At 62.3% G+C, this 13,580-nt stretch carries 14 protein-coding genes; 13 read left to right on the top strand and 1 reads right to left on the bottom strand.

The features are described 5' to 3' along the window. Positions 1-35 precede the first annotated feature (35 nt). The 9 genes from N8A98_RS20905 (at position 36) to N8A98_RS20865 (ending at position 8,213) form a co-directional block, all read left to right on the top strand. Complete coding sequence (locus tag N8A98_RS20905; RefSeq protein ID WP_262168227.1) at positions 36-824, top strand: segregation and condensation protein A; 789 nt, start codon at positions 36-38, stop codon at positions 822-824. After that, the gene (gene scpB / locus N8A98_RS20900) at positions 821-1,453 is read left to right on the top strand and encodes an SMC-Scp complex subunit ScpB (RefSeq protein WP_113120603.1); all 633 of its coding nucleotides are present in this window, start codon (positions 821-823) and stop codon (positions 1,451-1,453) included. The genes N8A98_RS20905 and scpB overlap by 4 nt, the downstream gene beginning before the upstream one ends. Beyond that, on the top strand, positions 1,453-2,553 hold the full coding sequence (locus N8A98_RS20895) for an ABC transporter ATP-binding protein (RefSeq protein ID WP_262168226.1): 1,101 nt from the start codon (positions 1,453-1,455) through the stop codon (positions 2,551-2,553). Before scpB ends, N8A98_RS20895 begins: the two co-directional genes overlap by 1 nt. 58 nt (positions 2,554-2,611) lie before the next feature. Beyond that, on the top strand, positions 2,612-2,827 hold the full coding sequence (gene tatA, locus N8A98_RS20890; RefSeq protein WP_035098482.1) for a twin-arginine translocase TatA/TatE family subunit: 216 nt from the start codon (positions 2,612-2,614) through the stop codon (positions 2,825-2,827). A gap of 75 nt (positions 2,828-2,902) precedes the next feature. Then, positions 2,903-3,622, top strand: a complete 720-nt coding sequence (tatB, locus tag N8A98_RS20885; RefSeq protein WP_262168224.1) for a Sec-independent protein translocase protein TatB — start codon at positions 2,903-2,905, stop codon at positions 3,620-3,622. Between the two features lie 3 nt (positions 3,623-3,625). After that, positions 3,626-4,456: a twin-arginine translocase subunit TatC gene (gene tatC, locus N8A98_RS20880; protein ID WP_262168222.1), complete on the top strand. Its 831-nt coding sequence runs from the start codon at positions 3,626-3,628 to the stop codon at positions 4,454-4,456. A 149-nt stretch (positions 4,457-4,605) separates the two neighbouring features. Beyond that, the gene (gene serS, locus N8A98_RS20875; RefSeq protein WP_262168221.1) at positions 4,606-5,937 is read left to right on the top strand and encodes a serine--tRNA ligase; all 1,332 of its coding nucleotides are present in this window, start codon (positions 4,606-4,608) and stop codon (positions 5,935-5,937) included. Then, complete coding sequence (gene surE / locus N8A98_RS20870; protein ID WP_262168219.1) at positions 5,937-6,701, top strand: 5'/3'-nucleotidase SurE; 765 nt, start codon at positions 5,937-5,939, stop codon at positions 6,699-6,701. Before serS ends, surE begins: the two co-directional genes overlap by 1 nt. 675 nt (positions 6,702-7,376) lie before the next feature. Then, positions 7,377-8,213, top strand: coding sequence for a M23 family metallopeptidase (locus tag N8A98_RS20865; RefSeq protein ID WP_262168217.1), 837 nt, complete (start codon positions 7,377-7,379; stop codon positions 8,211-8,213). Positions 8,214-8,280: 67 nt separating this feature from the next. Here the strand turns inward: N8A98_RS20865 and N8A98_RS20860 are convergent, their stop codons facing one another. Continuing rightward, entirely contained in the window at positions 8,281-9,153 is an 873-nt protein-coding gene (locus tag N8A98_RS20860) for an ATP-binding protein (protein WP_262168216.1), read from the bottom strand. Positions 9,154-9,358: 205 nt separating this feature from the next. On the opposite strand from N8A98_RS20860, the gene yajC reads away from it, so the two are divergent. The 4 genes from yajC to N8A98_RS20840 are packed head-to-tail and all read left to right on the top strand — an operon-like array spanning position 9,359 to position 13,553. Continuing rightward, positions 9,359-9,712 carry a preprotein translocase subunit YajC gene (yajC, locus tag N8A98_RS20855; protein ID WP_113120595.1) on the top strand — a complete coding sequence of 118 codons (354 nt, stop codon included), beginning with the start codon at positions 9,359-9,361 and terminating at the stop codon, positions 9,710-9,712. A gap of 60 nt (positions 9,713-9,772) precedes the next feature. Further along, the gene (secD, locus tag N8A98_RS20850) at positions 9,773-12,325 is read left to right on the top strand and encodes a protein translocase subunit SecD (RefSeq protein ID WP_262168214.1); all 2,553 of its coding nucleotides are present in this window, start codon (positions 9,773-9,775) and stop codon (positions 12,323-12,325) included. After that, positions 12,325-12,711: an Mth938-like domain-containing protein gene (locus N8A98_RS20845; RefSeq protein WP_262172094.1), complete on the top strand. Its 387-nt coding sequence runs from the start codon at positions 12,325-12,327 to the stop codon at positions 12,709-12,711. The genes secD and N8A98_RS20845 overlap by 1 nt, the downstream gene beginning before the upstream one ends. After that, positions 12,711-13,553 carry a phytoene/squalene synthase family protein gene (locus N8A98_RS20840; protein WP_262168212.1) on the top strand — a complete coding sequence of 281 codons (843 nt, stop codon included), beginning with the start codon at positions 12,711-12,713 and terminating at the stop codon, positions 13,551-13,553. Before N8A98_RS20845 ends, N8A98_RS20840 begins: the two co-directional genes overlap by 1 nt. The last annotated feature ends 27 nt before the right edge of the window (positions 13,554-13,580 follow it).

The following is a 13,580-nucleotide window of genomic DNA, read 5'->3' as shown; positions in this document are numbered from 1 at the left end:
TGCTTGCATATCTTGCAAGGCGGCCACCGACTGACATGACGAGCCCACAGACCGATTGGTTCGATACTCCGGCGGCGCCAGCCGACGAAGACGTCATGTATGTCGATGTCGATGGCTATGAAGGCCCGCTCGATCTGCTGCTCGATCTCGCCCGCCGTCAGAAGGTCGATCTGGCGGCCATTTCCGTGCTGGCCCTGGCCGAGCAATATCTCAAATTCATCGAGACCGTCCGCGAGAAGCGCATCGAGGTCGCTGCCGATTATCTCGTCATGGCCGCCTGGCTTGCCTATCTCAAAAGCCGCCTCATGGTGCCCCAGGCGCCCAGCGATGAAGAACCGTCTGGCGAAATGCTGGCCGCCATGCTGCAATTCCGCCTCAAGCGCCTCGAAGCCATGCGCCGTGCCGCCAGCCAGTTGATGAACCGCCCGCGCCTCGGCTTCCAGATTTACGCCCGCGGCGAGCCCGAGCCCATCGAGATCAATCGCAAGAGCCTGTGGGAAGCTTCGCTTTACGACCTGCTCAAGGCCTATGCCGGCCAGCGCGAACGCGGCGCCACCACCGATTACACCCCCCTGCAACGCACCGTCTGGTCGCTGCAGGAGGCACGAGATATCCTCCAGCGCCTCATCGGTGATAGTTTTGAATGGGTCGCCATGGACACTTACCTTGCCGAATATCTGGCGACCCCGGCCGAACGCACCACCGTTCGCGCCTCCACCTTCGCCTCCAGCCTCGAGCTGGTGCGCCTGGGCAAGATCGATCTGCGCCAAACCGAGACATTCGGGCCGCTTTTCATGCGCCGCCGCAAGAGTGACACGCCGTGAGTGAAGTCACCGAGCGGCATTTGCGCATCCTCGAAGCGCTGCTTTTTGCGTCTAAGGAGCCTCTCGATGCTAACAGTCTGTTAGCATATTTGGGTGAAGGGGCAGATGTTGCTGCGCTTCTGCTAGAGCTGCAATCGCGCTACGCCAGCCGGGGTGTAAACCTGGTGCGTCGCGCCGATAAATGGGCCTTCCGCACCGCCGAAGACCTCGGCTTCCTGCTCCGTCGCGAAGAACAGGAAACCCGCCCGCTCTCCCGCGCCGCCCTCGAAACCCTCGCCATCATCGCCTATCACCAGCCCGCCACCCGCGCCGAAATCGAAGAAGTCCGCGGCGTTGCCACCGGCAAGGGCACCATCGATCTGCTGCTCGAAGCCGGCTGGATTCGCATGCGCGGCCGCCGCCGCACCCCCGGCCGTCCCGTAACCTACGGAACGACCGAGGCTTTTCTCGATCATTTCGGCCTCGAAGCCCTGGGCGACCTCCCCGGCCTCGACGAGCTCAAAGGCTCGGGCCTCCTCTCCAACCGCCTTCCGCCAAGCCTGCAAATCCCGCTCCCCTTCGAAGGCGCCCTGCGCGATGACGAAGACCCGCTCGAGCCCGGCGACGAAGACCTCGAGGACAATTCATAGTGCCGAATTCTACCGAACTGCGCAGCTGGGGCGCCCGCGGCACCGCCGGCGTCAGCTTCGCCGCCACTCTCGAATTCGCCGAGGTCTCCGTTCACCTCGGGGGCAGGGTGGTGCTCGACCAATTCTCCCTCCGCCTCGAACCCGGCGAGATCGTTTGCCTGCTCGGGGAATCAGGCTCAGGCAAATCCACCGCCCTCCGCGTCGCCGCCGGCATCCAGCCCGTTCACGCCGGCGCCTTGCTGATCAACGGCCAGACCGTCTCATCTCCCGGCGCCACCACCTCGCCCGACCGGCGCGGAATTGGCCTGATGTTTCAGGACTTTGCGCTCTTTCCACACCTCACAGTCCTGCAAAACGTGCTGTTCGGCCTGCGCCGCCTCGGCCGCACCGCCGCTCTGGCCCAAGCCCGCTCGGCCCTCCACCGCGTCGGCCTGGGCGCCCGCGAAGCCGACTATCCCCACATGCTGTCAGGCGGCCAACAACAGCGCCTGGCCCTCGCCCGCAGCGTCGCGCCGCGCCCCGCAGTGCTCCTGCTCGACGAGCCTTTCTCCAGTCTCGATGCACGTTTGCGTGAAACGGTGCGCGAAGAAACCCTCGCCGTCCTCCGCGAAACCCACGCCACCAGCCTCGTCGTCACCCACGATCCCGAGGAGGCCATGGTCCTGGGCGACCGTGTCGCCTTGCTCCGCCAGGGCCGCATCGCCCAGATCGGCACCGCCGCCGAAATCTACCGTCACCCCGTCGATCTCAACGCCGCGCGTTTCTTTTCCCCGCTCAGCGAAATCGAATCCATCGTCGTCAACGGCCGGGCGCTCACGCCTTTAGGCCCCGTTGCCACGCCGGGTTTGGCCGATGGCACGGCCGTCACCATCGCCATCCGCCCCACCGGCGGCGCGGATCTATCCACCTCCGGCCCCGGCACGCCGGGCCGCCTTGTCGCCAAGCGCGACGCCATCGGCATCGATATCTGCGAGGTCAAGGTGAACGGGATCGAGGCGCCATTGGTTCTGCGCCAGCCCGCCAGAGCCGACATTACTGTGGGCCAAGACGTGTTCATAACTCTCAACGAGGAACACGTTCTTGTGTTTGGCCGAGATTAAACCTATTTCTCGCTATATCTATCGCGTGTCACGCGTCTGAACGTCTAGGGAGTCCAATATGCACGCGCCAGGAATTTGGGGCATTCTCGTTATCGCCGTTGTTGTCGTGCTGCTGTTTGGTCGCGGCAAGATTTCCGGAATGATGGGTGAAGTCGCCTCCGGCATCAAAGCCTTCCAGAAGGGCATGCGCGATGAAGAGACCAAGCCGGCGGAACGGGTTACCACCTCTGCCGAAGTCGATGCTCGCGAAGTAGACCGTAGCAAGGACGCCTGATTGCGTCCTGCTCGCTGCGGCCCACGGCTCGCCCGCGGCCCAAGGGCCGCGCTGCCTTCTAAGGAATAGAACACTATGCTCGGCTTGGGCTGGACAGAGATGCTGGTCATCGGTCTTGCGGCGCTGATTTTCATCGGCCCCAAAGACCTGCCTGTGGTGATGAACCGCGTCGGCAAGGTGATCGGCCAAATTCGCCGCATGGGCAATGAGTTCCAGCGCGAGATCAACAAGACCACCGGCTTGGATGAAGTGCGTAATCTGCGCAATTCGCTGACCAGCCCGCTCAAGAAGACCGCCGAGGAAATCCGGCGCGAATTCAACACCATCACCCCAACCGGGCAGAAGCCGAGCGGCATTATCAAGCCGGCCGACCCCAAGGTCGAAAGCGTGGTGGACGAGATCAAGGCCGCCGCCGGCATCGCAGCGCCTGCGGCCGCGGCTGCTCCGCTGATGACCACCACCGAAGCGGTTGCCGCGCCCAAAAAGGCGTCGGCTAAACCCAAGGCCCCGGTTAAGGCGAAAGCCGCGCCGACCCGCCCGGTGATCACCACCCAATTGGCGCCCTTGCCGACTGAAACCCCCAAAGCAGCGGCTCCTAAAAAGCCGGCTGTGCGCAAAACGGCCGTTAAACCGGCTGTTGCCGAAGTCCCCACGCCAGCCGAGGCCAAGCCAACTCCGGCCAAGCGTGTCGCCGCCAAGCCGGCAGCAATTACAAAGCCCAAAGCTGCAGCAAAGCCAAAAGCCACCGCCAAGCCCAAGCCGCTCGCAACTGAAGCGAAAGCCGGAAACCAATAGACCATGGCCGACGCCACTCCGCAGATCGAAGACAAGAGCAAGCCGGTCGAAGACGAACTGGCCGGTAGCGAAGCCCCGCTCCTCGAGCACCTGATCGAGCTGCGTAAACGCCTGATCTATTCGGCGGTCGCCATCATTGTGTTGATGGTCATCTGCTTCATTTTCGCGCGCAATATCTATGACGCACTGCTGATCCCCTATATGCGGGCCATTCCCAATGCCGAGCTGATCTATACGGCGCCCCAGGAATTGTTCTTCACCTATCTGAACGTGGCCCTGTTCGGCGCGATTTTCCTGGGCTTCCCGGTGATTGCCAGCCAGATCTACATGTTCGTGGCGCCCGGCCTCTACAAGCACGAGCGCAAGGCATTCATCCCCTATCTCATTGCCACGCCGATCTTCTTCATCGCTGGCGCGGCTCTGGTCTATTTTGCCGTGCTGCCCATGGCGCTGCATTTCTTCGCCAGCATGCAGACCGACGACATCAAGATGCTGACCAGCGTCTCGGAATATCTTGGCCTCGCCATGCTGCTGATCCTGGCGTTTGGTGCCTGTTTCCAGTTGCCTGTCGTGCTAACGCTGCTGGCGCAGATCGATCTCGTGCATGTCGACCTGCTCAAGAAGGGCCGCCGCTACGCCATTGTGGCCATTCTGGTGTTTGCCGCGCTGATCACGCCGCCCGATCCGATTTCCCAGATCAGCCTTGCTGTCCCCATGTACCTGCTCTACGAACTCTCGATCCTGTCCGTGCGCATGGTCGAGCGTCGGCGCGCCGCCGCGGCTGCCGCATCTTCCGCGACCGATCTGAGCCCGAGCGACGAGTCTTCGTCCTAGGGATCAAAATTTACGGACCTCGTCCTGCGCGTTGCGACGGAGGAGGTCGTGGCAGCGTTCTGTCATGTTCTGATGGTTTCTTGGGCGCGCCATCAGGCCAGTGCTCCAGCCCTGCAACTAGAGAGGCGGGCGACGTCCCGTATCAACCGATGTTCGATATCAAGTGGATCCGTGCCAACGCCGAAGCATTCGACGCCGCCATTTCGCGGCGCAAGGGCGTATCGGTCCGCTCCTCCGATCTGCTTGCCATCGATGATCGCCGCCGGGAAATCATCGCTAGCCTCAATGAGGTCCAGGAAAAGCGCAACGCTCTCTCCAAGCAAATCGGTCAGGCCAAGGCCCAGAAAGACGAGGCCAAAGCAGCGGAATTAATGGCCGAAGTCGCCGCCCTCAAGGAGTTCATCCCCCAGGGCGAAGCGGACGAACGCGCCGTCGAACTCGAGTTGCGCAATGCCCTTTCGGTCCTGCCCAACCTGGCCTTCGAAGATGTGCCCGACGGCGTCGATGAAACCGACAATGTCGAATATTTCGGCCCCAACGGTTCGCCCGCTACGGCCGCTAAGGCCCGCGCCCCCAAGCCCAGCTTCGCCTTTGCTCCCAAGGAGCATTACGAGGTCGGCGTCGCGGCCAATGGCGATATGGATTTCGAGCTCGCCGCCAAGCTCTCGGGCAGCCGCTTCGTCGTGCTCAAGGGCCAGGTCGCCCGCCTCGAACGCGCCCTCGGCCAGTTCATGCTCGACCTGCACACTACTGAACATGGCTATACCGAAGTCCAGCCGCCGCTGCTGGTCAAGGATGACGCCCTCTACGGCACCAACCAACTGCCCAAGTTTGAAGAAGACCTATTCTTCACGCCCCATGGTGACGGCCGGCTGGCGCTGATCCCCACGGCCGAAGTTCCGCTTACCAATCTCGTCCGAGAATCCATTCTTGGCGAAGAAGTTTTGCCCATGCGCCTCACCGCGCTGACCCCGTGCTTCCGTTCCGAAGCCGGTTCGGCCGGCCGCGACACGCGTGGCATGCTGCGCCAGCATCAGTTCAACAAGGTCGAGATGGTGTCGATCACCACGCCCGAAACTTCGGTGGACGAGCATGAGCGCATGCTGACCTGCGCCGAAGCCGTGCTGCAAAAGCTGGGCCTGCATTATCGCGTCATGACACTCTGCACCGGGGACTTGGGTTTTGGCGCCAAGAAGACCTACGACCTCGAAGTCTGGCTCCCCGGCCAGGATACCTACCGCGAAATCTCTTCGGTCTCGGTCTGCGGCGATTTCCAGGCTCGTCGCATGGATGCGCGCTATCGTCCCGCCGGCGAGAAGCAGGCACCGCGCTTCGTGCACACCCTCAATGGTTCGGGCACGGCCGTCGGCCGCTGCCTCATAGCGGTCCTCGAAAACTACCAGCAAGAGGACGGCTCCGTCCTCGTGCCGGAAGTGCTGCAGCCCTATATGGGCGGCCTCACCTCGATCGGCGGTCGCTAATGGCCTTGCGCATCCTGCTCACCAATGATGATGGCGTGGATGCGCCGGGCCTCGCCGTCATGGCCGATATCGCCCGCGCTATCAGCGACGATGTATGGATCGTCGCGCCCGATGGCAATCAAAGCGGGGCAGGGCACCGCTTTACCCTCGGTCGCGAACTGCATTACGAACAGCGCGCGGACCGCACCTTCACGGTGATCGGCGGTTCCCCCGCCGATTGCGTGGTTACCGGTATGACACATCTGCTGGACCGGCCTGCCGACCTGATCCTGTCCGGCGTCAATGCCGGCCAGAATCTGGGCGATGTCATCAACTGCTCGGGTACCGCCGCTGGCGCCCGGGAAGGGGCACTGCAGGGCGCTATCGCCATCGCCATGAGCCAGGCCAACAATTACGAACATGGCCGCGAAGTCGATTGGGCCAATGCCGTTCGCTATGGCGCCGCCACCGTCCGTGCCATCCTCGCCGTCGTCGAGGGTCGGCAGACCTATTACAACGTCAATTTCCCCTGGTGCCCGCCCGACGAAGTCTCCGGCATCTCCGTGGTCCAGCACCAACGCTTCTCGCGGTCGCCATTCCGCTACTACCCCAGCGACAACGCGGGTAAATTCTTCGTCGCCGTTCCCGAAACGCCGCTGCCACTCGATCCCACCCACGATTTCGAAGTCCTGCGCCAGGACAAGGCCATCACGGTGACGCCGTTGCTGTTGCAGCAGACGGATATGGACACCACCGAACGCCTCAAAGGCAAGCTGGCGCTTTAGGCCGAAGCGGGTGGGCCACCGGAAGTGCCCCACCCACGATGTCATTCCGGCGCAGGCCGGAATCCATGCTATGCTCTGACGACAAACGCGATGTTCGCGGCTGGCCTTCAGAATGGATTCCGGCCTGCGCCGGAATGACACGGTGGGTGTGAGGCACTCAGCACTCTTAACCTTACCCAATCCAGAATCCACCCCATCCGATTTTGCTCAAATCGCATCGGCTTTAAACTCGTCTTTACCTTACCGGCTTAGTCTCAAATTCGTGTTGAGTACCTGCGTACGAGTGAGCTGATGAGTATCCGCGTATCCCGTCGGGCACCGAAAGGTGCAGTTGCGATGGTTGGCCTGGTGGCTGCCGCCGTTGCCCTTTCCGGTTGTTCCAGCTTTGGGAGCCGTACATTCGGCGATCAGACGACGACAGCCTCTGTGCCGCAGAACTCTCCTTCAAGTTACACCCAGCCCATGCCGTCCAGCCTCGGTGCGCCGCAGGTTGCCGAGAACCAGTTCCTGCCCCCGGCCAATGTCGGTGGCGGTTGGAATTCGCCGGTCCAGACGGGTTACACTCAGCCGCTTGCGCCAATGGCGCCAGTAACCGCGATGGGCACAGCGCCCACCGTGCAGTCCCAAGACCTTCCTGTATTGAGTTCTCCGTCTCCAATGGGATCCCAGCCAGCCATGCAAGCTCAGCCCGCCTTCGCTGCGGCGGCCCCGATGCCGTCGCCCTCCACGCTCGGCACCCTGCCGACCAATAGCGCCGTTCCCACGGTTGCACCGGCCGCCACTGGCGGCACGTTCACCCACACCATTGCCAGCGGCGAGTCGCTTTATACCATCGCCCGCCGCTATGACGTGACCACCCAGGCCCTCGTGCTGGCCAATGGGCTCTCGTCCCCCGACAAGATCGTGGTGGGCCAGAAGGTCATCATTCCGGGCCGCGCTGATCTGCTCGCCACCAAGGCGCCCGCACCTGTCCAGGTCGCCTCTACCAATCCGGCGCCCGCTCCGCTGCAGCAGACCTTGCCAACCGCCGCGCCCAATACGCTGCAGACTGCTGCGACGCCCGCTCCGACCCCGCAGCAGGCAGCTCCGGCACCCGCGCCGACCCAGGTCGCCAATGTGCCGGCTGCCGAGCCTGCAATGTCGGGCAATACCAAGTTCCGTTGGCCCGTCAGCGGTCGCGTGCTGACCGATTTTGCCGCCTCGCGTGGCACCGGCATCAATATCGAAGCCTCCGAAGGCAGCGCCATCAAGGCCGCCGAAAATGGCACGGTGATCTATGTCGGTTCAGGCGTCGAAGGTTACGGCAACCTGATCCTGATCCGCCATCCCAATGGCTATGTCTCAGCCTATGCCCATCTCAAGTCGATGAGCGTCGCCAAGGGCGCCAATGTCAGCCGCGGTGACACTATCGGTGCTGCCGGTATGACCGGTTCGGTCACCCAGCCGCAGCTCCACTTCGAACTGCGCAAGGGCGCCACCCCGGTCGATCCCATGCCGCTGCTCGCCAGCTAAGCGCGACAAACCGCTCATAAAAAAATCCCCGCCTCGGCGGGGATTTTTGTTTGTGGGGCAGGGCGACCTAAACAGCTTTCCCCATCTCCCCCGCCAGCGTCCGCACCAGCTGGATCGCCACGCGGCCCGACCTTGCGCCACGCGTTGCCGACCATTCGATCGCCCGCGCCCGCAGCGTTTCCTCGTCCAGCCCCAGCCCATAATGGTCGGCATAGGCCTGCACCATCGAGAGGAATGTCGGTTGGTCGCAATTGTGAAAGCCCAGCCATAGCCCGAACCGGTCCGATAGCGACACCTTCTCTTCCACCGCCTCGCCGGGATTGATCGCCGTCGAGCGCTCATTTTCGATCATGTCGCGCGGCATCAAATGTCGGCGGTTGGACGTGGCGTAGAACAGCACATTGTCCGGCCGTCCTTCGAGCCCGCCATCAAGGATCGTCTTGAGCGATTTGTAGCTGGTCTCGCCGCTATCAAAACTCAAATCGTCGCAGAATACGATGAACCGCGCCGTCTCCTTGCCGATCAGCCGCATCAGGGCGGGCAGGGTTTCAAGATCCTCCCGCGCGATCTCGATCAGCACCAGCCGCTCAAATCCCTCGCGCGCGGTGATATCCCCATGGATCGCCTTGACCAGCGAGCTCTTGCCCATGCCCCGCGCGCCCCACAGCAGCGCATTATTGGCGCCATGGCCACGGGCAAACTGCTCGGTGTTTTTGAGCAGGATATCCTGCACCGCATCGATTCCCTTGAGCATGCCCAGCGGCACGCGGGCGACCTTGGGCACAGCCATCAAGAATCCGGCATCGCCATCCCAATGATAGGCATCCTCGCTCCCGAGCGTCGGCGCCACGTCCGGCGCCTCCGGCGCCAGCGCCTCCAGTGAACGGGCAATTCGAGCCAGGGATGCAGCAATTTCAGTGAGTTGGTCTTCGCTCTTCAAGTCTTTATCCTCGTCGTCGGCGCGGCAATTTGCGGCTCCGCGAATGCCTTTGCAATCGCTAGGGTGCAAATGTATAGTCCGCGCGATTTTGACCGGGGCGCAAGTGCAGTCAGGCCCATATGCGTCCACTTGCATCGTTACACGATGCCGGTTTCTGGCGCTGACCCCTCCACAAGTTAAAAAGAAAAGATAAGGAGCACGCTTCATGTTTGTAACGCCAGCTTATGCCCAGGCAGCCGGCGCCCCCGCAGCGGGTGGCGGCATGACCGACATTTTCATCCAGCTCATGCCGATCCTGCTGCTGGTGGTGATTTTCTGGCTGCTGATTTTCCGTCCGCAGCAGAAGCGCCTCAAGGCTCAGCAGGCCATGCTGTCGGCCATCCGCCGCGGCGACACGGTTGTGACCACCGGCGGCATCGTCGGCAAGGTGACCAAGGCTGTCGATGGCGAGGACCTCGAAGTCGAGATCGCTACAGGCGTCAAGGTGAAGCTGGTGCGCGGCATGATTTCCGACGTGCGCTCCAAGGCCGAGCCGGTCAACGACAACAAGCCTGCGTAAGCAGCCACCCTTCGCCGGAGCCCAAGGGCTCCGGCTTTTCTGCCTCTAGGACTTGCACAGATGCAATTTTCGCCGATCCGTACTGCTGTCATCGCCATCGTTGCTTTGCTGGGCGTGCTATTCGCTGTTCCCAGTTTCCTGCCACAGGATGTGCGCGACGCCTGGCCGAGCTTCCTGCCCAAGCAGACAGTGGTTCTGGGTCTTGATTTGCAGGGCGGTTCGCACCTGCTGCTGCAGGTCAGTGAAGAAGGCATCGTCACCGAGCGCCTGCAAAGTGTGCGCCGTGATGCCCGCAATATTCTGGCCAGCCAGAACGGCATCGGCAATCTGATCACCACCGATCCGGCGACCAATTCGATCGCCATCGAGCTGACCGATCCGACCCAGAAGGAACAGGCCAAGACGCTGATCGAAAGCCTGCAGAACACCGTTTCCAACGGCATGTTCGCGGTCGGCGGCGTCAATGAATTCGCCTTCGGCGAGACGCCCGACGGCAAGCTGACCATCACGCTGACCCCCGAAGGCATCAGCCAGCGTACCTCCTCGCTGGTCGCGCAGTCCATCGAAGTCATCCGCAATCGTATTGACGAGCTGGGCACCACCGAGCCGCAGATTCAGCGTCAGGGCACCAACCGCATTCTGGTGCAGGTTCCCGGTTTCGGCGATTCCACCCGTCTCAAGGACATTATTTCGCGCACCGCGCGTCTGACCTTCCACATGGTCTATCCCGGCATGTCGGCAGCGACGGCGCAGGCCCAGGGGCTGCCCGCCGGCACGATGATCCTGCCCAGCCAGGATGGCGGCAGCGAACTACTTTATGAAGACGTGGCGCTTGGTGGCGAATCCCTTGTCGATGCCCAGCCCAGCTATGACCAGCAGCGCGCCATGCCTGTGGTCAGCTTCCGCTTCGATACGCGCGGCGCAGTGACGTTCGGCCAGATAACCTCGGCCAATATCGGCAAGCGCTTCGCCATCGTGCTCGACAACACCGTCATCACCGCCCCGGTCATTCAGTCGGCCATCACCCAGGGCTCCGGCCAGATCAGCGGCAATTTCACCACTCAGTCGGCCAATGATCTCGCCGTGCTGCTCCGCGCCGGTGCACTGCCGGCCAGCCTCGATATCGTTGAAGAACGCACCGTCGACGCCAGCCTGGGCGCAGACTCCATCCAGCACGGCCTCACCGCCGGTGTCGTTGCCTCGGTTCTCGTCGTGGCCTTCATGGTCATCGCCTATGGCCTGTTCGGCGTCTTCGCCAATATCTCGCTGATCCTCAATATCGTGCTGATCTTCGGCGCGCTCTCCATGTTGGGCGCAACGCTGACTCTGCCCGGTATCGCCGGTATCGTGCTGACCATCGGCATGGCCGTTGACGCCAACGTGCTGATCTACGAGCGCATGCGCGAAGAGCAGAAGGCGGGCAGATCGCCGCTGCAATCGATCAATGCGGGCTTCGAGCGGGCCTGGGGAACCATTATCGACTCCCACCTGACCCAGCTGATAGCGGCCATCGTGCTCTACTTCCTGGGCTCAGGCCCGGTGCAGGGCTTTGCCGTCACCCTGGCGCTCGGCATTCTCACCTCTCTTTTCACGTCCTACATGGTCACGCTGTATTTCGTGGGCCTGTGGTATCGCTCGCGTCGCCCCAAGACGCTCAAGATCCAGCATTTCCGCTTCGTTCCGGACGGGACCAAAATCCCGTTCATGAAGATCAGCCGCTATGTGATCGCCTTCTCGATCGTCGCGAGCGTCCTCTCCATCGGTTCGGCCTATTTCAAGGGCTTCAACCTGGGTATCGACTTTGTTGGTGGCACGGCCATTGTCGTCCAGCATGAGGGTGGTCCGGCCGATGTCGGGCAGATCCGTGAAACGCTGGATGGCCTCAACCTTGGCGAAATCCAGGTTCAGGGCTTTGGCACACCCGAAGACGTGCTGGTCCGCGTTCAGGCGCAGGAAGGTGGCCAGGATGCTGACCAGGTGGCCGTGTCCAAGGTGCGAGATGCGCTCGCGGGCGAAAACTATACCATTCGCAGCACCGAGGCGGTTAGCGGCACCGTGTCGGGCGAGTTGGCATGGAAGGGCGCCATCGCGGTCATCGTCGCGCTCGTTGCGATCCTGATTTACATCTGGTTCCGCTTCGAATGGCAATTCGCCCTGGCAGCCGTCACTACCACCACGCACGACGTCATCATGACGATCGGGCTCTACTCATTGACCGGATTGGAGTTCAATTTGACCTCCATCGCGGCGGTGCTGACATTGGTGGGCCTATCGCTCAACGAAACGGTGGTTGTGTCCGACCGCGTTCGAGAAAATCTGCGCAAGCATCGCAAGATGCCGCTGCCGGAATTGATCGATATGTCGATCAACCAGACCATTGTCCGCACCACGTTGACCCAGTTCACCGTGTTCCTGGCGCTGATTCCGCTGGTCATTTTCGGCGGCGAAGTCATTCGCAGTTTCACTATCGCCATGACCTTCGGCTGCTTTGTCGGCATGTATTCCTCGATCATCGTCAACGGTCCAATCCTGATCAATTTCGGCCTCAAGTCGAAGACCGACGCCGATGACGCGGACAAAAAGAGCAAGCCTGCCGATGGGGCAGCTGTCTAATTGTGATTGAGGCGGGACACTATCCCGAGCAGGTTGGCCTCGATGCCTATGGCAATGGCGGTTTTCGCTTTGCCGGCATGTCGCATCGGGGCTCGCTGCTCTGTCTGCCCAATGGCATGTTCGCCTGGGACGTCACCGCCCCGGCCCAACTTACGCTGGAAAGCCTGGCGCCGGTACTCGCCGTGGCCGACGATATCGACGTGCTGTTCATCGGCCTGGGCCATGATATCGCCGCGCTCGATCCCGCTATCCGGCAAGCCTTTCGGGAGCGCAATGTCATTGTCGAAGCCATCGGCACCGGCGGCGCCGTCCGCACCTATAATGTGTTGTTTGGCGAACAACGCGCCGTCGCTGCGGCACTGATCGCCGTGGATCGGGCGCGCTGATGGCTGCCGAGAGCTTCGTCCACGCCGCTGCGGACCTGCGCACCAATGACCGCGATCGCTACCTTGCGACCTTGGTCCTGAACGGAGCAGGGCGCGACGCCGTCACCGCGCTCTACGCCTTCAATGCTGACGTCGCCTCGGTGCGTGACCGCGTCACCAATCCCGCGCCTGGCGAAATCCGACTGCAATGGTGGGCCGATGCCGTCGATGGCGAGGGCCATGGCGATGTCAGGCAAAATCCGGTGGCCGATGCCTTGCTCGATACCATGGCGCGCTATCGCATTCCCGCCGGCACCTTGCAGCGCCTCATCGCTGCGCGGCGCTTCGATCTCTATGACGATCCCATGCCGGATCTGGAGAGTTTCGAGGGCTACGCGGGCGAAACCACTTCGACGCTTTACCAGCTCGCCGCGATGATCCTCAATGACGGCGAACCGGTCGAAACCGGCGACGCCGCCGGCCATCTGGGCGTCGCCCACGCCATGATCGGCCATATTAGAGCCTTCGGCTACACGGCCTCGCAGGGCCGGATCATGCTGCCCTGGTCGATCCTGGCCGCCAATGCCGTGCAGGAACGTGAAATCTTCTCTGGCCAGGAAAGCGAAGGTCTGGTCGAGGCTCTGGGCCAGATCACAGAATTGGCCCAAGGCCACCTCGCCAAAGCCGAAGCCGCCATCGCCGCGCTTCCCGGCCACCTTAAGCCCGCCTTCGCTCCGATAGCGGTGTTGAAAGCGCAACTGGCGCGCCTGGACAAATCCCCAAACGCCTTCGCGCCAGCTGCTGACGAGTCCGACTGGCGCAAAATCACGCGTTTGATGTGGTGGGCGCTGCGGAACCGGTAGCGGGATGAACGATTGGAGGGAAGGGCG

Origin of the sequence: Devosia neptuniae (assembly GCF_025452235.1) — a bacterium.
Lineage (GTDB): Bacteria > Pseudomonadota > Alphaproteobacteria > Rhizobiales > Devosiaceae > Devosia.
The sequence above is the reverse complement of the archived record's forward strand: the minus strand, read 5'-3'. Positions and strand labels throughout refer to the sequence as shown.